A 23640-nucleotide genomic window follows, 5' to 3' on the forward strand; every position below is an offset into this window, starting at 1 on the left:
TTTCGACCTAACGAATCGCACTACCTCCTGCCCATTTTAAAAAAGGTCTAGCTACTGAATTTTTGCTCACTCAAAAACCTCTATAAATCTAAGAAAGAAAATTATATAGCAGGGAACAGGGAACAGGGAACAGGGAACAGTTGGAAAAACATTTTCTAGTCTAAGATTCGTCATTATCAGGACTTACGCAAATTAACTTTTAAAGTACCATTTGTAGGGGCGAATGGTATTGGCTAACGCCAAGCTCCGAATGGCGCCCTTGCTATATGTAGAGTCTCTGCGCAAGTCCTACAAATTAAATGTTTGTAGTGCGGACATCTTGCCCGCGATGGGTGTATCTCACACTTAGTGGAATCTGCTGTATCAAAAGCTTAAAACTCAGACAATGCCAGATTTTTCCTTATTCCTTCTGCTATACAATCAAAAAACAGGGAATTGGTCTGCTATTTTCCCTGCCAATTCCCTCAATATTTTGTATTTGTTATTACTGAGTTCTTAGTCTGCAAAATTGTAACTTTACGGATCTACTGACTTGTCTGTACTATCCTTTGATAAATCTGATTCTAAATTCTTATTTTCAGATTTTTCCTCAGAAGAAATGGAAGTACCTTTTACTTCCAATTTTTCACTATCTTGAGTAGTTATTGCGTCTGATGACACCGAACTATCTTGAGTTTCAATACTTTGTGTATTAGTCTCTAAAATAGCTTTTTCGGAATCCGTAGATGTATAATTTATATCTGAAGATATAGTTGATTCTTCCTCAACTTCTTCCAAAGTAGTCTCTTTTTGTACATCAGATACAACAGGTGCTTCTTTATCTACTAAAAGTTCTGGATCAGATGAATTTTCTTTTCCATCACTAACTAAACTATTAACCTCAGAAGTAACTTCTTCACTAGAGGCTAATTCTTCTGTCTCAACTTGATTTTCTTTGGATACTAAGTCAGAATTTGTATCTGTATTTTTACTATCTTTACCTTGAATTGCATTTTTAATATTACTCAATAGACCACTAACAGGTGTCAATAACTGAGAAAAACCACCACCTTTTTTAGATGAACTTTTCTGTGAATTCTGGGGTGTTTCTGAAACATCTTTCGTCGTATCTGTTATGACATTTTGTTCTGCCATATTTGTAACTGCATCTACCTCAGAATCTTTTGTTATATTGCTTGAATCTAAAGTAGTTTCAGATGATACTAATTCAGATTCAGTTTCCGCAGGTTTAACTTCATTTTCTTCCTCTTGAATAGAGGTAGCTATTTCCGTAATATCTGATTTTGAGATAGTGTCTACTTCTTCTGTAGATGGTGCTTGAGGAACAGTAGTTGATTGTTCTTGAGTTTTATCTTTAGTACCTTTCTGAGTAGATATTTTTGTTTGCTCTGCTACTGGAGTAACTTGGCGACGCAATGTCAGGGTTTGCCAACCAAAATAACCCAATAAAGCTACACTTGCCATTTGACCCAATAACACTGCACCTGTAATTCTACCTGCACAGAACCATAATACTAAGGCATAGAAAAGACCCACACCACTCCAGATAAAATCATTTTTTCGATGGACTTCTGGAAAGAAAAAGGCCACCAGATATAAGGCTAAACTACCAAGACCAACAGTTAAGGCCAGTATTTTTGTCAGCATAAGTTGATGTACTCCCACTATATGTTTGGTATATGGGCTAATTTTATCGTTCAATAACTCCTGCTATAGCAGAAGGAAGAAGAAAGAAGGAAGAAGGAAGAAGGAAGAAGGAATTTGGTTATCTATAGCGCTACGCAAATATGTTAGGACATTCATCTATTTCCTATTCCTATCTTGGTCAGCATTCCCTTGGGTATGTCGCACCTCGGGGAGTCGCACCGTTGTTCCCTTACAACTAAAATTTATTGTCAAGCGCCAAAAGACGTAGTGCTATAGGACAGACAGGATTTACGCAAAATATTACATTATACGCCATTTGTAGGGGTTGACAGCGGTTAACCCCTACTATATTTGGTGGTTATACGTAACTCCTAACATAAGGAAGAAGTAGAGAAGACTTTATTCATCTAGGAAACAAGGAAAAATCTGGCGTTATCTGAGTTTTAAGCTTTTGATACCTTCTAACCTTGTGCTTAGACTGCTATAACTTCTACATTTTTAACTTCAACCGCTCGGAGTGGACTAAATAGGGATATGTCGCCAGAGTCTTCCCAGCTTACATCTGAATTATTTGAACTAATTGATCTTGATTTATTAATTAATTAAACAGTGATTAAACTCACGATTTTACCTACTTTCAAGTCACAGACAATTAGTAAGTTTGTTTTGTAATATTTACCTAAATAACATGGGAGCATGAAAGCCATCTTCTTTTAAGCGATGGATGAAAGGTGACTCGTCGGATTTTAATCCACGGTAGCCTTAAGACTAATTGTTCTATAATTTTAAGTAAAATTAAATTTAGGTGTGAGATGTGGGAAAAATTTTGGTTAGCAGTTGCTGTTACTTTATCTTTACATATATTTGCTGGGATAGATTTATCTGATATTAAATTGCCCTTTACTTCTCTATCTCCTGTGGTTAAAGCAGACAGTGAGATACCCGATACATTATTTGTGGAAAAAAAATTTCCATCTTCAAATCTAACAAATATCAAGATTTTGATTAACCGATAATCTAAATTTATTGCTGCAAAAAATAAATAATTTTCATTGATATTATTTGCAGCAGTAGAGTAATTCTGAAGTTGCAATAAATTAGAATAAATGTGTTTAAAATTTTACTAATTTTTTTGATAGGTATGACTCCTTGGATAGTTTCTTTGTGGATACTGCACAAGTTTAAAGCACGAACTAGAGAAAGACTTATGTCTATTAGATTGGCAGTAAACTATACAGGAATACCAACTATATCTAGTCAACCAGAACAACAATATATTGAAGGATTAGGATATATTATAGGAGACCTAAGTTGTAAGTTCAATGCTAGGTCTCCCCTCATCCGTTGTGCTGTTAACCCTTTCGGTCCATGTAAGGATTGTTCTGATTATAAGTCCATAGATACCTAATATTAATAATTTAATACCAAATTCATTTCTAAATTCCATAGAATAATATCTCGATTGGGGTTGACTGTAGATTGAGATAGACAAGTTAATAAATTTCTTCAAGAAGGGAGAAGGAAGAAGGAAGAAGCAAAAAATAATTGTGTGCCACCTCAAATAAAATTTTTATCAGACCTAACACCTAATTATGTGCCACCTCAAATAAAATTCGACTTGTGCAAATATTCCAATCCTAAAAATATTGCTGCTATAGTTCCAGAAACACTTATTTCTCCTATCAATACTCTTTTAATAACTTCATCGACAGGTATTAGCACTACTTCAATTTCTTCTGTAATATCAAGCTCTTGTTGTTGAGACTTAATGACATTTTCAGCAACAAATAAATGAATAGAATTGGTATCTTTAACAGGATTATCATATAAAGTTGTTAATTTAATTAATTTCTCAGCAACATATCCAGTTTCTTCAGTAAGTTCTCTACTAGCAGCTACTTCAGGAATTTCTACTTGAGGATTAAAAGCACCTGCAGGTAGCTCTAATAAAACTTCTTTGACTCCATGTCTATATTGACGCACAAATACAATTTCTTGTTGAGTTGTTAAAGGAAAAATAAGTGCAATATCTGGTCTAACATTAATAAAAAAATCATCTATAATTTTGCCATTCGGTAATTCAACTTCATCCTGTCTTACCTGACACCATTTATTATTAATTACTAACCTAGATTGTAAAAGCTTCCATTTTTTTAAATTAGTCATAAATCAATAGATATGAGTAACCATTTAATCAATTCAACTAGACCCAGAAAGGGTGCAGTGGACATGGCAAGAACCCACATTCCGCACCACAAAATGTAACATCAAAATATAAGTCAAAAGTCAAAAGTAAGAAATAAGAAGTAAGAAATAAGAAATAAGAAGAAAATTATAGTGGTCAATAGGAGTCAAGGATTCAGTAAGTATTTATGCTGGCATATTTAACTGAGAATTTGACTCCCGATCGAGGTAAATGAAGATAATTTATATAGTATAAATACTTAAGCAAGCTACGGATTTTATACTAATTTTCATGTGACAAATTGAAGTGCCGAATGTGGGCAAGAATATCAAAATTCTGATTACATCCGATTTTTAGAGATTATCTGGCAGTAACTCTTTAAATAAATTATTTAACTCTTGAGGATGAATCGGAGAAAGTATAGCATCATCTAAAATAACAGCAGCTCCAAAATGTCGATGGTGTAAAATTTCCCAGTCAATAATAGTTAAATGATTGCGTGTCATAAAGGGCAGTTTTCTATGCCAATGTATCTTCATTTCTAATACTGACCCCCCACCTTCTCTCTCTGCTAACGAAATTGGTTCTGTTTTGTCAAACTCTCCGTGGGGATGAATAATTAATATAGCTAATTTCCCAATTTCATTCCTTTTACTGTTGAGACTTTTCTGTAAATCTAAAGCTAATTTATCGGCTGATTTTTGACTTTGCCCTACGGTAATTTGCAAATCATTTTGTGCAGACAAGCTAAATCCTGAGAGAATATTTCCTGCATTAGCTACAGGTAGATTAATGTTAGGTATTGCAACTGATAATAAAATCAAAACTATAGCCAAGATGAGAGAATTTACCTTGTTAATCATTGGTTTGAAGACAAAATAACGCATAAATAAATAAAAGCTGAAAATTGAAAGAAGTCCTAGAAATTTATAACATTTTCAAATAAGATGTCAAACAAGTGTTGGTGATTTTCTGACATTAAAAAGTCCCGGAAACCTTTTTACCGAAAAATTGTGGGTATGCGCCTCCCCTTTTAAGCTATCCCTGATAAGGAACTTCTGAAAACCTTGTGGGAAGCAGGGGAGTAGGGGAGAAAGGAGAAATAATCATAGTAGATAGGAAAAACTACTTAAGTTAAGTTATCAAAAAAAATGTACTTTTGAATACACTTTTTCTCTGACAAAAACCTGTTAAAGACTTCTACATAACTTGTCTATTTTGTCAATTTTTATGTTAAGAAAGATGTTTATAAAGCATAGCCTTTTAAGGGGATAAAAAAAAAGATAATTCCGTATTTCAAGCCTCCTTATTGCAGAGGTACTGATAACTGATAACTGAAATGACACCGATGTTTTTCTTTTCTTTTATCTATCAATTTCTGCTGTATGTTTTTCTCGTTCCAACTTAAATACATTATCTTCCAGATTAAGTGGAATTAGTTCTCTAAATCAATCATTTAACTCTTATACCAATTTTATGTGAGAGTAGGTGTTAGGTCTTAGGTGTTATACCAATTTTATTTTAGGTGGCACACAATTATTTTTTCCTTCTTCCTTCTTACTTCTTCCTTCTTCCTTCTTCCTTCTTCCTTCTTCCTTCTTCCTTCTTCCTTCTTCCTTCTTCCTTCTTCCTTCTTCCTTCTTCCTTCTTACTTCTTCCTTCTTCTTAAAAATTTAACCACTGTATTACCATCTTTGGTGCAGGCAATAAAATCATTACCAATAAACCTAACATTAATAATCCTAAAAAGTCGCGTTTGTCATCTAATTCACTAACATCATTCAAAGCAGGTTCATCAGCAAGAGGCATTAAAAATAAAAAGATTGCTAGAAATAAAAATTCCTGATTTATAAAAGCTAATAGTAATAATAAAAAACGAGAAATTTGACCAATAACCATACCAGTTCGTTGCCCAAACATTGCGTGTACTATATGACCGCCATCAAGTTGTCCAATAGGCATTAAATTATATGCAGTTACTACTAAACCTACATAACCTGCTACTGCTATTGGATGTAAATCTATGCCTTTGTTATAAGTTAATTCTGTACCTAATGCTAATTTACTTAATACAGCTAATAAAAAAGAAAAAGTGGGATTTAAAGAGTCTATTGATAATATTCCTGATTCCTCAGATAAAGGAACTATGTTAGATTGTGATAAACCCCAAATTAATAGTGGTATTGTAACTACTAATCCGGCAATTGGACCTGCTATACTAACGTCAAATAGAGATTTGCGATTAGGTACGGGACTTTGCATCCGAATAAATGCTCCAAAAGTCCCTAAGAAAAACGGTACTGGAATAAAATATGGTAGAGTAGTACGAATCTTGTATAAATGAGCTGTTATGTAGTGGCCAAATTCATGTAATCCTAGAATCACGATCATAGCAACTCCATAAGGTAAACCCTGGATTAATAAATTAGGGTTAGATTGTATGGCATCTTCAGAAATACCAACTATTTCTCTAGCTCCTACTAAAGTAGTGGTGAATAAAGTTATTAGCAATAATCCTAAAGCCAAGAGTACAGGTTTTTGAGACTCCTGAGAAATCTGAGTTTCGTCATTTTTGCCACGGGGGTTAGGAACTAGAGCAAAAAAAGGTTTACCTTGAAAGCTATTTTGAAATACTACTAGGAAGCGATCGCCAAATGTTCCTTCTATATTTTCTGTTACTGTTTGATACGCTTTTTCAGGGTTTGAGCGTAACTGACCTCGACAAATAACTGCTTGAGGTCTAAATTCAAGATTCCTCAGATAGTAAACTGTCCAAGGAAAACAATTTCTCAGACTAGCTTCTTCTGTTTTATCTATTGTTAGTTTAGGTGGAGTTTGATTGAGAGTTTGAGTAGGAACTATTTTTGGTTTAGTGTGGGAATTACTATTATCTTTTGTCGATGGATCTGATTCTGACTGACTAGGTTGATGCTGTCCCCATTGCACTAATAACCAATATAAGTAAGGACAGAAAATAAAGGGAATGATAATTAATGCTGGTGGTAGTTGCTTTTCACCATAAATTAACATCCAAGTTGTCCATATTAAAGCTGGTGTCATCATTACTAGCCATAATATCCAGATTGGAGTGCGGGTAATTTTACTTACGCTGCGTTGTAACATGAAGTATGTCATCAACCCTAATAAAATCAATAAAAAGAGCATAATACTTTAATGAGTTATGTTTATTTTTAACTAATCTAAGAATACTACTTTGATAGAACAGCCTTTTGTCTCCAAATATCCCCAGTTTGTCCTAGAAAATATTTTTGCTTTTTCGCCAAATCGGGATACTTTAGGAGGAACATCTTATTTTATTGTAGATAATCAGACCAACATTCTCATTGATTGTCCTGCCAATATTGAAAATCATCAAAAGTTTCTCTCTCAACATGGAGGAGTAAAGTGGTTGTATATTACTCATCGTAGTGCTATTGGCAAGGCACAAGAGATTCAAAAAGCTTTCAACTGTGAGATTCTGATTCAAGAACAGGAAGCGTATTTGTTGCCTAACCGCAAAGTAACAACCTTTGAGCAAGAGTTTAGTTTAAGTCAACATACTAATGTTTTCTGGACGCCTGGTCATTCTCCTGGTTCGTCCTGTTTATACTACTCGGAAAATGGTGGGGTCTTATTCACAGGTCGTCATTTATTGCCTAATAGTCAAGGGCAACCTGTGCCATTGCGTATTGCTAAGACTTTTCATTGGCCTAGACAGCTTCAGAGTGTTAAATTTTTGATTGACCGATTTTCACGACAGACTCTACAGTACATTTGTCCTGGTGCTAATACTGGTGCTTTGAGGGGTAAGCGAGTAATTGAGTCAGCTTATGATAAGTTGACATCTTTGGATTTATAAGTTTTTTCTGGGGTTAAACCATAACTTTTAATCGGTTGCTCGGATATTTTCTATTACCGAATAATTCAGGTTTAAAGCTTCTCCTTTAAAGTAGCAGTCAGCACTCAGCTATCAGCAGTCAGCTTTTCAAGGTGTATAATGGGGGATTCAAACCCCCATAAAAAGTCCACCACTAATTTTTTCAAATAAGCGTGGGGGACTTAAACCCTCGAATTTTTAGTGCTCCAGCTAAATGCTGGCAAGCGGAGCATGACTATCACGAAAAGCTGATAGCTAGTGCTGCTACGCGGAAGTCAAAAGTCAAAAATCAAAAGCGAGTGTGTAATTCTGAGGTCCCCTCAGAATGTAAGACACACTCAAGACAGTCAAAAGTATTGATTGGTAAGGCTTTTAAGATTTTGTAACTGGTTAGTTATTTCTGCCATCCTGCACTAGTTAAAGGGGAAAAAAGCCGTCGTTAGCGTAGCTTCCCGCAGGGTGGGATGGCTAGGTCTCCTCGACATATCCAATCGACCAAGAGAAGAAAAAATTTTCACGCTCCGCGTCAATCTTCTTCTTTTCAAGCAGAGGTAATTGTTAATTATTAATTGTTGAACAGTTGCTCGTCATTAGGTAGGAAAAAAGCTTGAACTAGCAACCTTTTAGCAATTAGCAATTCCAAAAATTTGTAAATATATAGCACTACGTCTTTTGATTAGGAAAGTAAATTTGGGTTTTAAGGGAACAGGGAACAGGGAACAGGGAACGGAGGAATGTCAAGAGGGTATTTGTGTAGAGCTATACAAATTTGTCTCCCTGTAGTATCTAAATATATTTTTAGTAGGAAAATAGCCCAGAATAACTTACATAAGCTTATTTTTACACAAAATTTTGGTTTGCTCAATTTTAGTATCAGATTTTTTTGAGGAGTTAGTTACCTGAGTTGGTAAAATTAAGACTTATGTATCTAAAGAATTAAAAATTAGAATAGCTTATGGCAACTGTTTCTGCTTATCCCAATGCCCCAGATTTATCTACTGATGATTATTTGGTTATTGGTTTGGCAACCTGCTTTATCAAGGAAGATGGTGAAATTTCTCAAGTAAAAGTTGTTGAACCAATACCCTCAGCAGCTCTCGAAGCTATTGTTAAAGGAATTCCTACTTCATATCAAATGGCTTGTGGGACTACTTTGGGTGCAGTTTTATCTGGGGACACACCTATACTACCTCAAGATTTTCCTCCGGAAGCTCAATTCTCTGATAATTTTGCCTCAAGAGCGATCGCTACTACTCGTACATATAAAATTCACCCAGAAGTTAAATCTTTAGTTCCTCTGGGAACTCGTCGTGATGATTTGAATTATTCTTTGGAGCGTAAGCGGATACTAAATGCCGAAAATATTGTCAGTTCAGAAGACAATGTGAAGCAACATGAATATACTCACAAAGTTCTTTAATGTTTCTGTTTATTTACTTAGGTAAAATTGTAGAAGTTACAGTTATCAAAAATTAGGTATATAGTCGTGCTAAAACTTTATGGTGGCGCTCGTAGTCGAGCATCAATTATTCTCTGGTATCTTGAAGAAATAGAAGCTGATTATGAATTTATTACTCTCGATATGCAGTCAGGAGAGCATCTCAAATCAGATTTTTTAGAGATTAATCCGATGGGAAAAGTTCCTGCTATTGTTGATGGAGAATTTAAACTTTGGGAGTCAGGAGCTATTCTGTTATATGTTGCAGAAAAATATGGCAAAATGCCTGATTCTTTAGAACAGAAAGCGGAAATTTTTCAGTGGGTTTTGTTTGCTAATGCTACTCTCGGACCGGGAATTTTTGTAGAGGCAAGTCGTGAAAAGGAAACTCCTCGTTTATGAACTCCATTGAATCAAATTTTTGAGACTCAACCTTATTTAATGGGTGAAAAATTCAATGTAGCAGATGTAGCTTTAGGTTCAATTTTAGCCTATATTCCCATGATGTTAAAGTTGGATTTAAGTTCTTATCCTCATGTTTTGACTTATATCAAACGTATATCTGAAAGACCTGCTTTCCAAAAGACAATTGCTAATCCTTCTTAGATTTATCTAAGTTTTTTTACTAACGATAATCAAATAATTTTCAAGTAAGAAGTATAGCAGAAGTAAGAAGGAATAAGGAATAAGGAATAAGGAATAAGGAATAAGGAATAAGGAATAAGGAATAAGGAATAAGGAATAAGGAAGAAGAAGGAACCGAAGTTGGAAAATATTACCGAAAAATTGTGGTTTAAAGCCTCCCCTTTTAAGGGTATAAAAAGAAAAAAAATCCTTTTGACCAATCCTCTTATTTATAATAACAGGTAATTCTTAATTCTCAATTCTTAATTCTCAATTCTTGAAGTTGTCTGAGTTTATAGCTATCAATATGTCCTAACCTTTCCTTTGACTGCTATAAGTAGAAATAAAGACATATAACAATTAGGAATCAGATGTGATAATTTTATTGCTTTGGTATTTCCCATTCCCTGTTCCCTATTCCCTATTCCCTAAAAATCTACAATAATCTCACAACTCAAATAAGAGCGCTATAAATCAAAAAAAATAATCAGTGTTGCATATTAAATTGATAATTAGTAATAGCTAATTTTCAAGAAGCAATTAATTATTCCCTAAAAGTCGTTTTATCCTCCTACAATGCAACACCGATTTAGCTTATATTCCCATGATGCTAAAGTTGAATTTAAGTTCTTATCCTCATGTTTTGACTTATATTAAACGTATATCTGAAAGACCTGCTTTCCAAAAGACAATTGCTAATCGGTCTTAGATTTATCTATCTAAGTTTTTTTTACCCACGATAATCAATCAAATAATTTTCCAGTAATAAGTAAGTAGAAAAAAGACATAAATCAAGAAAAATAATCAGTGTTGCATATTAAATGGATAATTGGTAATAGCTAATTTTAAATAAGCAATTAATTAGGGCTTGCTGATTAAATATAAAAGCATTGATATATAAAGGTTTTAGCCTTTTTGGAATCTAAAAAATTGCGCCTGTTTCAGTCTAAAACGCTCATGCATGGAGCGTATTTTAGGTGCATAGTTGGGCAGAACAATGTTGGGCAAAACTTAGCTCCTACCTCCTTGCTCATTCCCATTTCTCCCCTCCTGGGAGGGGCGAGGGGTGGGTTGTCTCCTGTCTCCTACCCCTACTAAAAGACTTTTTCAGCAAACCCTAATTATTCCCTAAAAGTAGTTTGTCAGCATTCAGTCGTCAGCATTCGGCCATCAGCTATTGCTTTTAGTTTTAAATAAAAGCTTTACTAATTGAGTCAGAATTAAATCTAACTACAAAAGCTGGCATTAAAGTTAAAGTCTATATTCATTTAAACCCCCTCCTTTTACTGAGAACTGACAGCTAATAGCTGTTTACGCAGCATTCCGCAGGAAATGCTTACAGTAGTTTTATCCTCCTATGATGCAACACAAAATTACCTTGGAAAACAAATTATCTATCTTATAGATGAGAAACCTAAATTTTTGTTTATAGGTTTATTGAACTTATGCTATTAATACTGGTTAAAAAAGTTAGCTATCAGCTTCCCAATTATTATGCCTAATAAATTCTGATAAATAATTAGAATGGTAACTGATAGCTATCTTTAAGATTAATCTTTATTTGAAACCAACTGCTGCTTGCCACACAAAAGCTAACAACAAGAAGAAAACAGGAATTACTGGTAAAACATCAACTAACGGGTCAAAAACTGAGTAAGCTTCTGGCAGTTTTGCCAATAACATTGTTAATTCCATAAAATCTACCTACCTTTTTCACAAAATTTTTATGATATTTAGTATATCTTAACTTGAGCAATTAACATCAAAACTTATCTCCTCATATCTAAATCTCAACTAATGGAAATATTGGTGTTGGTAAATCCAGTAATTAATATCTGAGGGACAAAAATATTTCAAAATTTCAGGTAGTAAATGAACGGCAGGCTAAAATATTTGAGCATTTCTACGGACTAGGAATAGCACAAAGTTTTAGGATTTAATCTAAAGTAGAATGTCTACTATTAATAGAATATTGAATAACAAAAGAATGTCTGAGATAGAAACAAACCAGTGGTTAAAGTGGATCTGTTCGAGTCAAAATATTGATGAGTTAGTGGAAAACTACGACCGATGGGCAAATACCTATGAGACAGATATTGAGGAATTTTGGAAACCAGTACCTTTAGCAGCATCACTTATGCTTGCTCAATATGTGGCCAATAAACAGGACACAATTCTTGATGTTGGGGCAGGAACAGGTCTAGTTGGTGTGGCCTTAGCTGAATTAGGATTTGAACAAATCATAGGTATGGACATATCACCTAGTATGTTGACCAAAGCAGCAGAAAAAGGCATATATAAATCCTTAGTTTGTTGCTTTATTGGTGATGAGCAATTCAGAAACTTAGAGAAGGCAAGTGGTATTGTCGCTACAGGAGTATTTGCGGAAAACCATGCTGGTTCAGCAGAACTGAATCAACTCCAAGACAATATCAAGTCTGGAGGTGTCTTGGTTTTCACGGCACGTCAGAGTTTCTTGCCTAAACTTGAGAAAGTCTTAAACCAACCAGAATGGACTCTTCTTGATTCCAAAGTCATGCCGATTTACGATGACCCTATTAATCTTTTAGCGTACAAAATTTGTTAAAAATGAATTCAGAACTGAAAAGACTTGAGCAAGTCAATCAAGAGTTGGCAAAATCTTCTAATCTCAGTCGTCGTGAACTGCTTGAGATGAAAGTGATTCAAGAGAGCCAAGAATTTGTTCATCGAGTCGGTGCTACAAATGAACCAAAACAAAGTCTACCATTTACTAAGTTATATCTACCGATGGCCTTCACAGGTATTTTAGAGCCAAATAAGTTAGTTGATGAGACTCATCGTGCAATTCAAATCCTATTACCTGGTACTGGAACTACCTTTTCTGTTGCTGAGACACTATGTGATATTGCTGGTACTTTTCATGGCAGAAAAAGTAAAAACCGTGGACGTGGGCGTAAGAGTAACCAAAGTTTACTAACTGAATTACTACCGGATGGTGAGATATTCCGTGTAGCATCTTTTCCTACTGACCTTCCTCTCAACGGTATGGGTTCAGATGCTCCATTTGAGTTTGCTAGCGAGCAAGGTCTCATGATCGTGCTTCGTCATGTCCACCTGGTTTTGTCACGACTTTATCCTGATCGCCCAGTTTTTATTGCTGGACGTAGTCAAGGTGGTATTGCTGCCATACTTTATGCACAGCATTATGATGACTTAGCTGGGGCAATAGCAGTTAATCCACCACATCCGGGCCCAGAGTTGTTCCAGTTTACTGTTCAATATTTGGAGGAGAAGGCTGAAGTGTTGGCTGACCTTCTTCATGCTCCGGGTGTTACTTTGCATCCTCATAGTTGGGAAGCTTACAAGACTTTTACTCCTGAGTTTAATTATCCATCTAAAACATCTCTTTCTCCAATCCTAATTTTGGTTAGTTTGGGCGATCCATTTAACTTGTTTCCCCAGTATGCTGATGCACTGAAGGAATTTGCAGAAAATGACGAAAAATGTAAGTTACATATACTTGATGCAGGGCATAATCTTTGGGATAGAAAATCAGAAGATACATATCGAGAGGTCATTCGTTTGCAAACTCAATTCATTTTGAACCAGATGAAATATGATTTTGCTCTAGCTTGAATGTTATGGGAGATAAAACAGATAGTATGATAGTCTAGATAACTTAAGTTTGTTAATTTAAAAAAGCTATGAAATCAAATAATTAGAAGTTAATAAAATATGAAGTTAATTAGGGTTTCCTGAATAAAGTCTTTTAGTAGGGGTAGGAGATAGGAGACAGGAGACAGGAGAAAGGAGAAAGGGGAATGCGAGGAGGTAGGGGTAAGAATTGTAAATTTGGGATTTTTCTACCCAAATCTTGACCAAAATCCGCTCCTAATTGAACCATTACCACTTAAAACCTTGCACTTTTTGATACTTAAAAAAGCTAAAACCTTTATTTATAAATACTTTTAGATTTAATTAGCAAGTCCTAATTAGGATAAAAGAATAAAATTTTGGAGGTATTACTTTCACATTTTTATTAGGATGCAAATATTTTTCAGTCCTAAAAAATACTAATCAACCAAGATATTGAAGTCCTTGAAGCTGTTCAGCACGTTCAATCATCTTTAGGTAGCTAGAAAAGCTGATTTATGATTTTTATAATTAATATTATAGTGGTTTTCATTGACATAGAAGACAACTATTTCTGTGACTTCTTAAACTTTAGATATATCTATGATTTTTACCGAATAATTAATAGTCAATAATTAATAATTAAATAATTCTGGTTTAAAGCTTCCCCTTTTAAGGGGAAAAAGCGGTTGAGAGATGGCGAGGTCTCCTCGCCATATCCAATTGACCAAGAGAAAAGAAATAATATTTCCTTATATTCAATTCCGTAACGGTTTTAACCAGAGTTCATTAATGGATAATGGATAATTACCTCTCCCTTTTAGGGAGAGGATTGACGAATTCGGAAAAAATTTATTTTTTTCCCCGATCAAGGGGAGGCAGAGTAAGCTAAATTGTTTAATTATTTAATTATTTAATTATTAATTATTCGGTAATTATCAATTATCTATTACCAATTATCAATTAATGAATGTAGTCTACCTTTGTGAAAACTGCTACAAGTCAGAAGCGATTGAATGGGAAGAAAGAATTGTTGCCCGCATGCAATAGTTGACTAAAAAAACATTAGATGATTAGATGTTTAAAGCTTATCTAAATCTGCACAGCTATTTTTTTAACCGGAATTTACGATTGATTAAAATCTTCATCTGTGATTAGTTATTTTCTGCTTTAGTCAAGATATTCGCTTCAGATTGCTGAAAAATTTTATGTTATAAATTTAGAGCTTACTTTTTGCTAAAAAATTCTTGGTTGGCAACTAAAGAAAACCAAAGTTTAATCATGGGAAAATAAAGTATGGAGAAAGTTGAGTAAAAATGTTCTTAAATCTACTGGCTTTTTTGGAGAAATTTACACAGGAGAATATTCCAGATATATTATTATGTGTGTTGATGAATATCAGAAGATTAATTTGATGTTTTTATCCCATAGTAAGTTACTAAAAAAACATGAGACGTTTAACTCGTTAGGTAAAGAAATTAAGTATAATTTGTTGCGCAAAATATAATTTTGTAGTTGAAATTAAACATCTATTAAATATTTTAATCAGAAAATTATCAAACAATTTAGAGCTGACTTAAAGAAAACAAAAGTTTAATCGTGGGAAAATACAGTATGGAGAAAGTTGAGTGAAAATGTTCTTAAATCTACTGGCTTTTTTGGAGAAATTTACACAGGAGAATATTCCAGATATATTATTATGTGTGTTGATGAATATCAGAAGATTAATTTGATGTTTTTATCCCATAGTAAGTTACTAAAAAAACATGAGACGTTTAACTCGTTAGGTAAGGAAATTAAGTTTGACTTATTACTCCCAAAAAATTCCGAAGGTGATTGACAGTAGTTTTGATGTGGGTAGACCACAGTAGAGAGGTTCCATGGAATGTCTTTACAAGATTTGATGTGTGAAAATGTGGTTCATCAAGAGTGAAAAGCTTTGTCATCTCAACCTTTCCACTAAAAATAGAATTTTGTAGTTGAAATTAAACATCTATTAAATATTTTAATCAGAAAATTATCAAACAATTTAGAGCTGACTTAAAGAAAACAAAAGTTTAATCGTGGGAAAATACAGTATGGAGAAAGTTGAGTGAAAATGTTCTTAAATCTACTGGCTTTTTTGGAGAAATTTACACAGGAGAATATTCCAGATATATTATTATGTGTGTTGATGAATATCAGAAGATTAATTTGATGTTTTTATCCCATAGTAAGTTACTAAAAAAACATGAGACGTTTAACTCGTTAGGTAAGGAAATTAAGTTTGACTTATTACTCCCAAAAAATTCCGAAGGTGATTGACAGTAGTTTTGATGTGGGTAGACCACAGTAGAGAGGTTCCATGGAATGTCTTTACAAGATTTGATGTGTGAAAATGTGGTTCATCAAGAGTGAAAAGCTTTGTCATCTCAACCTTTCCACTAAAAATAGAATTTTGTAGTTAAAATTAAACATCTATATAAATATAAATATTTTAATATCTTAGAAAATCCTCAAACAATTAAAATTAAGAACTATGTATAAAGTCACAATTTTAGGAACAGGAAAAATTGGATCGGCGATCGCCAAGCTCTTACATTACAGTGGGGATTACAGCATACTTGTTGGAGATATAGACCCTAGAGCTTTAGAAAACTTAACCGCATCTTTGCCAGTCAATACTTTTGTCATAGATGTGACTAATGAAGTTGCTCTTGCAGAAAAACTAGAAGGCCAAGACTGTGTTGTTTCTGCTTGCTCCTATGAGGTCAATCCTATCATTGCTCGTGCCGCTGCTAAAGCTGGAGTTAGTTATTTCGATCTAACCGAAGATGTGGCCACTACTAATGCAGTTCGCTCCATTGCTGAAACAACTCCTGATGGTTCGATCTTTGCACCCCAATGTGGACTTGCTCCAGGGTTTATTGGCATCCTTGCTCATCACCTGTGTAGTGGTTTTGAGAAGCTTGACGAAGTAAAAATGCGTGTCGGTGCTTTACCCCAATATCCATCTAATATGATGATGTACAACCTCACCTGGTCTACAAAAGGTCTGATTAATGAATACTGTAATCCTTGCGAAGCTATTGATAACGGTCGTAAAATTGAGGCAATGCCTTTAGAAGAGGTAGAACATTTCTCTGTAGATGGGGTAAATTACGAAGCATTTAATACTTCTGGCGGTTTGGGAACCCTTTGTGAAACTCTTGAAGGCCAAGTGCGTACTCTCAACTACAAGACCGTGCGTTATCCAGGTCATCAATATCTGATGAAATTTTTAACTCAAGAATTGGGTTTAAGCGATCGCCGTGAACTCCTGCAAGAAATATTGGAAAATTCTATTCCTATTACTAAGCAAGATGTGGTAGTTATTTTCTGTACTGTAACTGGTTAGAAAAATGGCTATCTTCAACAAATCAGCGATGTCCGCAAGATTTATCCCCTCAATTTATATGGAGAAACTTGGAGTTCTATCCAGCTTACAACTTCTGCTTCTCTTTGTGCTGTTTTGGATATGTATCTCCATGAGGAAATTCCACATACTGGTTTCCTCAAGCAAGAGCAGATTAACTTAGATACCTTTGTGGCAAATCGTTTTGGTTCTTATCTATGCTAAAAAGTTACAAGTATCCTAAGTAAGATAAATTTGCTATTTTAATTTTGAGCTGTATACAGGAATGCTATTTGATTTCTAACTAGAGACTTTAAGCTTTTCCCACATTTGAAAAGATGAACATAATATTTCTTATTTTTGCTCAAATCATCAAAGCTTTTATCATTACTCCCTTGCGATATTAATTCATAGTATTCCCCAGAATCAGAAAATATATTTAGATCGAGTGTTCAGTTTTGTTCCCAATCTTAACATTAAATAATACAAGTTAAATTACCCGTTAATTATGACGGGAATGAAAACTTGAAGAGAAGGAGCTAGATGATTTTTAGTAGATTTAATCGTACTTTGTTTGACTTTTCCAAAGTAAATTATCAACCTGTATTTTCTTTTCCTTTTTTCAAAGACTCTAACCAAATAGGAATCAAAATCAAAGCTACCACTAACACCAAAGCAGCTACACCAAATTGTGCCACCCAAGATACTAACTTTTCTAAAGGTACAACCTGTCCCAAAAAGAAGGATAAACTGACCATTGTCAATGCCCAAATAGTCGCTCCACTAGCATTGCATAATAAAAATTTCCAGTAAGGCATTTGAGCAATTCCCGCCAAAGGGCCAGCAAAAATCCGTAGTAATGTAATAAATCGACCAAAAAATACTGCTTTAGCTGCATTTTTACTAAACTGATTTTTCGCGTCTATCAGTTTTTCTTCTTTAATCCGAAATATCTGACCTAATTTCAACATTAATGGCCAGCCACCATACTTGCCAAGCAAATATCCACAACTGTCGCCGAATACTGCACCTATAATTGCACAGCTAAGTACATATCTATAAAGTAATTCCCCACTACCTGCAAGGAACCCACCTACGAGTGTAACTGTTTCTCCTGGTAAGGGAACTCCTGCATTTTCGAGGGCTATTCCTAAAAAAATGGCTAGATAGCCGTATTTATTGGCAATTAATTGAATTGTTTCTAATGATACAAATTCTAGGGACATTATACGGTAATCTTTAAGCGAACTTGATCAAATTTATCATTTTTTTATATTTTATTGCCAAATAGTGGTCTGTAAGGTCTGTAAAGATGGTTTTGAGGGGTAGCCAATCTCAAAAAGCATTACCCAAAAATCATGTCTTACAAAAATCTATCCATCATTTCAAAGTTGATAGACCAGTAGTTATATCTAAACGGAACTTATTTATTACTCAAGCAATATTTATAGATTATAGAGAACTAATTGATGTACCCAAGAAGTATTAAATATATCACAAAAGTTAACAACTTGCACTATAATTGACAATAATTACTGTCAATTTTGTATTTTATACAGGGAACTCTATTTCTAGTAAAGTGAATTTCCTGAGTATCATTACAACTTCTGGATTGTTGATAATTAGGGTGTAATGAATTATCTTTAATCTAAAACAATTTATATTTCAGAGCAAAGTAAAAAATTATTTTTTTTCCTTTTAATTAATGGTGATACCTATGAAAGCTATTGATGTCAGTCAACATATTATTCTCATTCCGAATCACCGCTTAGACTTAGCTGGAGCAAATGTGATTAAGCAGCAATTCATATCTCTACTAGAAAAAAACTACAATCTTTGGATTATTGATATGGCTAATGTGGAGTTTATAGATAGTTCTGGTTTAAGTACATTAGTTATTGGTTTAAAAAAGGCTCGTGAACATGGCTGTAATTTAGCTATCTGTAACCTTAACCCCACAGCTAGATTGGTTTTTGAAATTACTCAGTTAGATAGAGTTTTTCAAATTTTTGATAGTATTGATGATGTTTTTTTAGATTCTCATGGAAAATCAATAACAGCTTAAGTTAAGCTGATTTTTAAATGCTCGGCTCAGATGCTAAATTTAATAGTAACTGAGCCGTTCTTACAGTAGTTCACTAATTATAAAAATACTATTCTCTTGAGCTCAAACTTGATAATAATGCTAAGATAGAATATCATACCTATCTCAGCAAATATTTACTTAAATTAAGCATTTCCAAACGTCGGCATCTCTACAGAAGAACCTGGTTGTCCCTGACCAAAAGCAGGTAAATCTAGGCCATTAGCACGACGATTTCTAACTGCTAGACGATAACTAACGCTTTGTAATTCTGCGTGTAACTGACGATTTTCCTTTTGCAATATTTCCACTTTTTCAAGTACTTCTGCAAGTCGTTCGGAGAATTTTTGACGATAGACTTCTGGTAGCTCTTGTACTACTTGTTCTAACATTTGGGAGCGGTCTGTTAATTCTTGCACAGAATGACGTAAATTATATACTTCTGCATCTCGTTCAGAGATTTGTTCTTGATAAAAATTTACTTGTTGTTCAACTTCATTGAGTTGTTCCTTTAAACTTTGCATTTGAGATTGGTAACTTTCAGGAACTGTTGATGTTGGTACTATACTTGTATTTCCCTTAACTAATCGAAAAAGTTCTTGAGACAATTGTTGAATTAATTGGTCTCGCATTTGTAATTCTTCGTTAAGACGAGATACTTCAAGTTGAAGTTGTTGTGAATTTAACTTTTGCATCTGCTTCACTTTAAGTTTGCTCCTAATTATTCAGTAGTTCCTATATAACTTATATTTTATATTTAGAAATAGTATAGCTCTATAGCTAATATAATTAGACATCTCCAATAATAAAAAATAAAATCAATTATCCCACAGAAATTATCAATTTTTCCCCCTACTCCCTACTCCCTTTTTTCTGGAGATGTCTATTGATAATGTAAAGGAAATAGGAGAGGAGTCTCCCCTATTTAAGATGCTCAAGTTCTACTTTTTTGTTAATTTGCCTTTTTTGGGTTAATCAAAACTCTCAAATTTGTTAGTCCAAATAATTAGGGTGCATCTCAATGCAAGAATAAAGCCAAAAAATTATCGCTTTTAGGCAACAGGCAACAGCTCATCTGGCAACAGGCAACAGGGAATAGAGAATAGGGAATATATAGGAAAAAAGTATTTTTGCAAATATTGAGATGCACCCAATAATTATGTACTGCCGTGAAATATGACTATTCCACTGCTGCTGCTAATGGTTCTGGTCGTTCTTGAGTATCTGGTGCAGTAGTATCTGGTGTAGTATTTTTGGGTACTTCCTGTTTAATCGTTAAGTAACGAATAACCTCTTCACTCAAACGCATTGCCCTCTCCAATACAGCTATTTGAGTCGGAGGACCTTGATAATTCATCTGAATATATGTACCTTCTCGATGATCGTTGATCTCATAGGCTAAACGACGCTTACCACGATGTTGAATTTCTATGTCGTAAGCGCCCTGTTCTTGCAATAAATCTTTATATTTTGCAATTTCTTGTTCTACCTGTTCTTCATTCAGGTCTGGACGCAAAATATACATTGTTTCATAAATGAATGGTTTCATGGAAATAATCTCCTTTCGGACTACATGGCTTCTAGCAAATTTATGCAGAAGCAAGGATCTTTTATCTTACAAAATTTTCACCACAAATACAAAATAAAGGGTGTGAGTGTGAAAAATATTTAGCGCACTTGCATATAAACAGCTTCAGAAATAGTAGGTATTTCTGCGTAGCGACCCATGACTGATTGAACTACTGCATAGATAAATGATGCTAGAATTCCGATGAATATCATATTAGAGAGAGTTTCCAGAATAAATCCTCCTAAACTTGCTCCCAAGATTTGCAGAATTAGACCACACAAGATTAAAATAATATCCAATAGAATTGCTTGCATGGTATTGAAACGAATAAAGTGAGATATATTTTCATTTCTCACTACGAACAAGAACAGAGCAAAGAAAACTATTAAGCCAAAGAAGGGTATACCTCTATAAATCTGTAACAAAGGGGCTAGAAGAACTGGTATTATCTGTATGGGAGGAAACTGTTGGAATAAATATCTACCATATACTAACCCATCTAGCAAGGGTAAGAGATAAGGTAAGCTAGCAAAAATTCGGTCTTGAACAGTTGTAGAACCACGCCAATTCATTGTAAAATACTCCTGAGTTTGATGATAAGTAAGTAAATATAAATTCAGGATAGCGCAGTAGTTAGATAACTTCAGCCCTGGATCGTAATTTTGTGGCCTAAAAAATCACTAAACTTTCAAATTTTCAGTAATTTTAAGAAAAAAATAAAAATACTTTCTTTCTTTGGGGAAAAGTCAAAGGTAGGCCTTTCCTTACTAGGGCTCAAGTTTCAAGCACAAGTGCCTAGTTTTTCACTATAATTAGGTAGATAGTCACCATCTAAAAAATGATGCAATAGAAGCAATACTTGTATGAGTCTACCTGTTGATGCCTCTAAAAATATTATTCTATATTCTTCAAATAAGTAGTCCTAAATAATTGATCAAAAAAACAAAAAAGTAGATAACTAAAGTGTTAAGTGTTTAAAACTGTGTTTTGCTCAGTAATGAAGATATTTTCTACACAACTCAAATCTGAGCGAACTATTTTGTTTACTTTTAAGATACATTTAAATGATTAGCTTCAAGGCTAAATGCACTATTTTAATCTACTTTTAATTTTCATCCTGACTATAGTTTTTTTATTTGAGATGTAAATCTAGATAGAGTTTTTTGTTATAAAAAAAAGCGCACCGAACAAATACCCTATCTCCTGGTGTTTGCTACTAACTATATTAATGCTGTTTTTCCTCCTTTACTATTCCCTGTTTAATAGTACTTGGTTTTCACTTCCCAGATAAAAATGCTATATCAAACTAATAATTTTTTGTAATTATATGAAATCCGGTTATACAATTATTGCAAAACTACCTCCACTCAATGTAGACATTTCACGGAATATCTCTAGATAATTGCCATGCTCAATTCTTCTTTTCTCCTGACTCGGTCTTCCTGACTCCTGACTCCGAGGGCTATACGATCAGTAATTATCCGGATTCTATATTATTCTATACTGGCAACGCGGAAACCCATTTGACACTCATACTGATCTGCTTGAGTATCTGATAACTTAGGAACTGGATGACCACAACGTAATTGACCACCTTTCCATCGGGGTTGACCACTTCTATCGGCTAACAAACAACTTTGACAAACTTGTTGAGGAGCAACTAGCTGATTTTCCATTAAAATAACTAACATAAATTACACCTCCAGGAATATCCCATATGGTGTATCTATTGTAAGCGATGATTATAGCAGAATTAGGTATATTGGTACAGAAATTAACATTTACTGAAGATGCAGTGATGAAATAAGCTTATGAAGTCAAAAGTCAAAAGTCAAAAGTCAAAAGTAAGAAATTAACTCAAAAGTTAAAAATTATGGGATGAAGTCAAAAGTCAAAAATTAAAAGTCAAAAGTAAGATTTTATAGGCTCGAAACTTTAATGTCATAGTAATTTCAGGAAATTATTTCATATCTACATATCTAAAAAAGTATGAAAATTTTGACTAACTTCCACTGATTTTAACAGAATTTGTAGTAATCAACTATTTATTCCCCCGCACTAGACCAAATTTTATTAATCCTCGTTCATATCCACTACTCATTAACTCCAAGGAAAGGGCAGCTTGAATTGTTGTCCAACCACTAAAGAGTAAGTTCATAATTACTTTAGGGTCAAAAGCTGATTCGATCACAATATTCCAGAAGGGAGCAGCAGCAGTTGACCAGTCAGCAGTGCAGATATTTTGAAAGCCGACATTTTGGGCGATCGCTTCATACTCTGGCAAAGAAATAACATAAGGTAGAGCATAGACCCGATAAATTTCGGCTAGATGTCTCCTTTCATCGTCAGTTAGTTGTCCATCGGGGGCACCAACTGGACGATGACACCAAGTAGCCATAATTATAGTTCCACCTGGTTTGAGGACTCTATAGCATTCTTGTAAGAATTTTTGTTTATTAGGCATATGTTCTCCACTTTCGAGAGACCACACCAAGTCAAATGATTCATCAGCAAAGGGCATTTCTAAAGCATTTGCCACTATAAAATTAGTAGTTTGACTTAAGTTGGCTACATCAGCTCGTTCTTTAGCTCTTTGGGCCTGGACGGGAGAAAGGGTAATGCCAGTGGCAGTGGCATGAAATTTTTCGGCTAAGTACAATGTACTACCGCCTATACCACAACCGACGTCCAGGATCGAGGTAGGAGGCCAAAAATTTGATTTTTCATTTAATGCTCCCCATTGAAGTAGTTCTTCAATCATGTCTATTTGAGCTTGTCGTCTATTTTTTTTCTGCTTACCATCTTGTCCATAATAGCCATGGTGCATGTGTTCGCCCCACGCTTGTTCCCATAGACTGGAGGAAGCATCATAGAATTGTTGAATCTGTTCGATTAAGTTTGAGGTCATAATTATTAATCAATTAAGATTGAGGATTTATTTTCCTGGACTATTATATAGCAATCATATTTCAGTTGTAAGATTTTAGTAGTAATTAGGAGTCAGGAGTCAGGAGTCAGGATTAAGAATATAAAAGGATTTTGATGGCTTTTAATTGTTATTAAATATCTCATAAATTCTTCCTGATTACTACATGATTTAACACAAAATTCAAAGGTGAAAAGTTATTTTGTATGGAAAAAAGTTTGACTTTTTGTAATTTGAGAGTAAGCATTCAGCCGTCAGCTATTAGCTATCAGCTATTAATGTTGGGAAAGGTAAAAAACCTT

The 23640-nt window shown here is 34.2% G+C and carries 22 protein-coding genes; 11 read left to right on the top strand and 11 right to left on the bottom strand.

The annotated features are described in order from the left end of the window. Positions 1-516 precede the first annotated feature (516 nt). Complete coding sequence (locus F6K18_RS26070; RefSeq protein WP_287525199.1) at positions 517-1647, bottom strand: Ycf66 family protein; 1131 nt, start codon at positions 1645-1647, stop codon at positions 517-519. Between the two features lie 812 nt (positions 1648-2459). Between F6K18_RS26070 and F6K18_RS26075 the strand changes: the two genes are divergently transcribed. Both F6K18_RS26075 and F6K18_RS26080 read left to right on the top strand, forming a co-directional pair. Continuing rightward, on the top strand, positions 2460-2663 hold the full coding sequence (locus F6K18_RS26075; RefSeq protein WP_287525200.1) for a hypothetical protein: 204 nt from the start codon (positions 2460-2462) through the stop codon (positions 2661-2663). Between the two features lie 92 nt (positions 2664-2755). After that, the gene (locus tag F6K18_RS26080; protein WP_124146172.1) at positions 2756-3055 is read left to right on the top strand and encodes a DUF6464 family protein; all 300 of its coding nucleotides are present in this window, start codon (positions 2756-2758) and stop codon (positions 3053-3055) included. Between the two features lie 194 nt (positions 3056-3249). Here the strand turns inward: F6K18_RS26080 and F6K18_RS26085 are convergent, their stop codons facing one another. The 3 genes from F6K18_RS26085 to F6K18_RS26095 all read right to left on the bottom strand — a co-directional run bounded on the left by F6K18_RS26085 (position 3250) and on the right by F6K18_RS26095 (position 6955). Then, on the bottom strand, positions 3250-3813 hold the full coding sequence (locus tag F6K18_RS26085; RefSeq protein WP_287525201.1) for an NUDIX hydrolase: 564 nt from the start codon (positions 3811-3813) through the stop codon (positions 3250-3252). 372 nt (positions 3814-4185) lie between these two features. Then, positions 4186-4695 (bottom strand): hypothetical protein, encoded by a 510-nt coding sequence (locus tag F6K18_RS26090; protein ID WP_287525202.1) that lies wholly within the window; start codon positions 4693-4695, stop codon positions 4186-4188. An 802-nt stretch (positions 4696-5497) separates the two neighbouring features. Next, positions 5498-6955, bottom strand: coding sequence for a site-2 protease family protein (locus F6K18_RS26095; protein WP_375341352.1), 1458 nt, complete (start codon positions 6953-6955; stop codon positions 5498-5500). Between the two features lie 91 nt (positions 6956-7046). On the opposite strand from F6K18_RS26095, the gene F6K18_RS26100 reads away from it, so the two are divergent. The 4 genes from F6K18_RS26100 (at position 7047) to F6K18_RS37390 (ending at position 9753) form a co-directional block, all read left to right on the top strand. Beyond that, complete coding sequence (locus F6K18_RS26100; RefSeq protein WP_287525204.1) at positions 7047-7691, top strand: MBL fold metallo-hydrolase; 645 nt, start codon at positions 7047-7049, stop codon at positions 7689-7691. Positions 7692-8664: 973 nt separating this feature from the next. Continuing rightward, positions 8665-9129 (top strand): hypothetical protein, encoded by a 465-nt coding sequence (locus F6K18_RS26105; protein ID WP_287525205.1) that lies wholly within the window; start codon positions 8665-8667, stop codon positions 9127-9129. Between the two features lie 66 nt (positions 9130-9195). Beyond that, complete coding sequence (locus tag F6K18_RS37385; RefSeq protein ID WP_375341353.1) at positions 9196-9549, top strand: glutathione S-transferase family protein; 354 nt, start codon at positions 9196-9198, stop codon at positions 9547-9549. Positions 9550-9555: 6 nt separating this feature from the next. Then, the gene (locus F6K18_RS37390; RefSeq protein ID WP_375341354.1) at positions 9556-9753 is read left to right on the top strand and encodes a glutathione S-transferase family protein; all 198 of its coding nucleotides are present in this window, start codon (positions 9556-9558) and stop codon (positions 9751-9753) included. Positions 9754-11328: 1575 nt separating this feature from the next. On the opposite strand, the gene F6K18_RS26120 is transcribed toward F6K18_RS37390, so the two are convergent. After that, the gene (locus F6K18_RS26120) at positions 11329-11466 is read right to left on the bottom strand and encodes a photosystem II reaction center protein K (RefSeq protein WP_287525206.1); all 138 of its coding nucleotides are present in this window, start codon (positions 11464-11466) and stop codon (positions 11329-11331) included. A 256-nt stretch (positions 11467-11722) separates the two neighbouring features. Here F6K18_RS26120 and F6K18_RS26125 point away from each other — a divergent pair, with 256 nt between their 5' ends. The 3 genes from F6K18_RS26125 to F6K18_RS26135 all read left to right on the top strand — a co-directional run bounded on the left by F6K18_RS26125 (position 11723) and on the right by F6K18_RS26135 (position 16762). Beyond that, positions 11723-12358, top strand: a complete 636-nt coding sequence (locus tag F6K18_RS26125) for a class I SAM-dependent methyltransferase (RefSeq protein WP_287525207.1) — start codon at positions 11723-11725, stop codon at positions 12356-12358. A 2-nt stretch (positions 12359-12360) separates the two neighbouring features. After that, positions 12361-13389 (top strand): S9 family peptidase, encoded by a 1029-nt coding sequence (locus F6K18_RS26130; protein ID WP_287525208.1) that lies wholly within the window; start codon positions 12361-12363, stop codon positions 13387-13389. 2515 nt (positions 13390-15904) lie between these two features. Continuing rightward, positions 15905-16762 (top strand): saccharopine dehydrogenase family protein, encoded by an 858-nt coding sequence (locus F6K18_RS26135; RefSeq protein ID WP_287525209.1) that lies wholly within the window; start codon positions 15905-15907, stop codon positions 16760-16762. A 593-nt stretch (positions 16763-17355) separates the two neighbouring features. Here the strand turns inward: F6K18_RS26135 and F6K18_RS26140 are convergent. Then, on the bottom strand, positions 17356-17985 hold the full coding sequence (locus tag F6K18_RS26140) for a DedA family protein (protein ID WP_287525210.1): 630 nt from the start codon (positions 17983-17985) through the stop codon (positions 17356-17358). Positions 17986-18071: 86 nt separating this feature from the next. Here F6K18_RS26140 and F6K18_RS26145 point away from each other — a divergent pair, with 86 nt between their 5' ends. Continuing rightward, positions 18072-18248, top strand: coding sequence for a hypothetical protein (locus tag F6K18_RS26145; protein WP_287525211.1), 177 nt, complete (start codon positions 18072-18074; stop codon positions 18246-18248). A 228-nt stretch (positions 18249-18476) separates the two neighbouring features. Continuing rightward, entirely contained in the window at positions 18477-18824 is a 348-nt protein-coding gene (locus tag F6K18_RS26150) for an STAS domain-containing protein (protein ID WP_287525212.1), read from the top strand. Between the two features lie 164 nt (positions 18825-18988). On the opposite strand, the gene F6K18_RS26155 is transcribed toward F6K18_RS26150, so the two are convergent. The 5 genes from F6K18_RS26155 to F6K18_RS26175 all read right to left on the bottom strand — a co-directional run bounded on the left by F6K18_RS26155 (position 18989) and on the right by F6K18_RS26175 (position 23320). Further along, on the bottom strand, positions 18989-19546 hold the full coding sequence (locus F6K18_RS26155; protein WP_375339357.1) for an Npun_F5560 family protein: 558 nt from the start codon (positions 19544-19546) through the stop codon (positions 18989-18991). Between the two features lie 476 nt (positions 19547-20022). Further along, positions 20023-20391 (bottom strand): 30S ribosomal protein S6, encoded by a 369-nt coding sequence (rpsF, locus tag F6K18_RS26160; protein WP_287525213.1) that lies wholly within the window; start codon positions 20389-20391, stop codon positions 20023-20025. Positions 20392-20510: 119 nt separating this feature from the next. Beyond that, the gene (locus F6K18_RS26165; RefSeq protein ID WP_287525214.1) at positions 20511-20984 is read right to left on the bottom strand and encodes a Tic20 family protein; all 474 of its coding nucleotides are present in this window, start codon (positions 20982-20984) and stop codon (positions 20511-20513) included. A 921-nt stretch (positions 20985-21905) separates the two neighbouring features. Beyond that, on the bottom strand, positions 21906-22103 hold the full coding sequence (locus F6K18_RS26170) for a hypothetical protein (protein ID WP_124146187.1): 198 nt from the start codon (positions 22101-22103) through the stop codon (positions 21906-21908). 350 nt (positions 22104-22453) lie between these two features. Further along, entirely contained in the window at positions 22454-23320 is an 867-nt protein-coding gene (locus F6K18_RS26175; protein WP_287525215.1) for a methyltransferase domain-containing protein, read from the bottom strand. Positions 23321-23640: the final 320 nt, after the last annotated feature.

The sequence above is a fragment of the Okeania sp. SIO2C2 genome, assembly GCF_010692625.1.
GTDB classification, from domain to species: domain Bacteria; phylum Cyanobacteriota; class Cyanobacteriia; order Cyanobacteriales; family Microcoleaceae; genus Okeania; species Okeania hirsuta.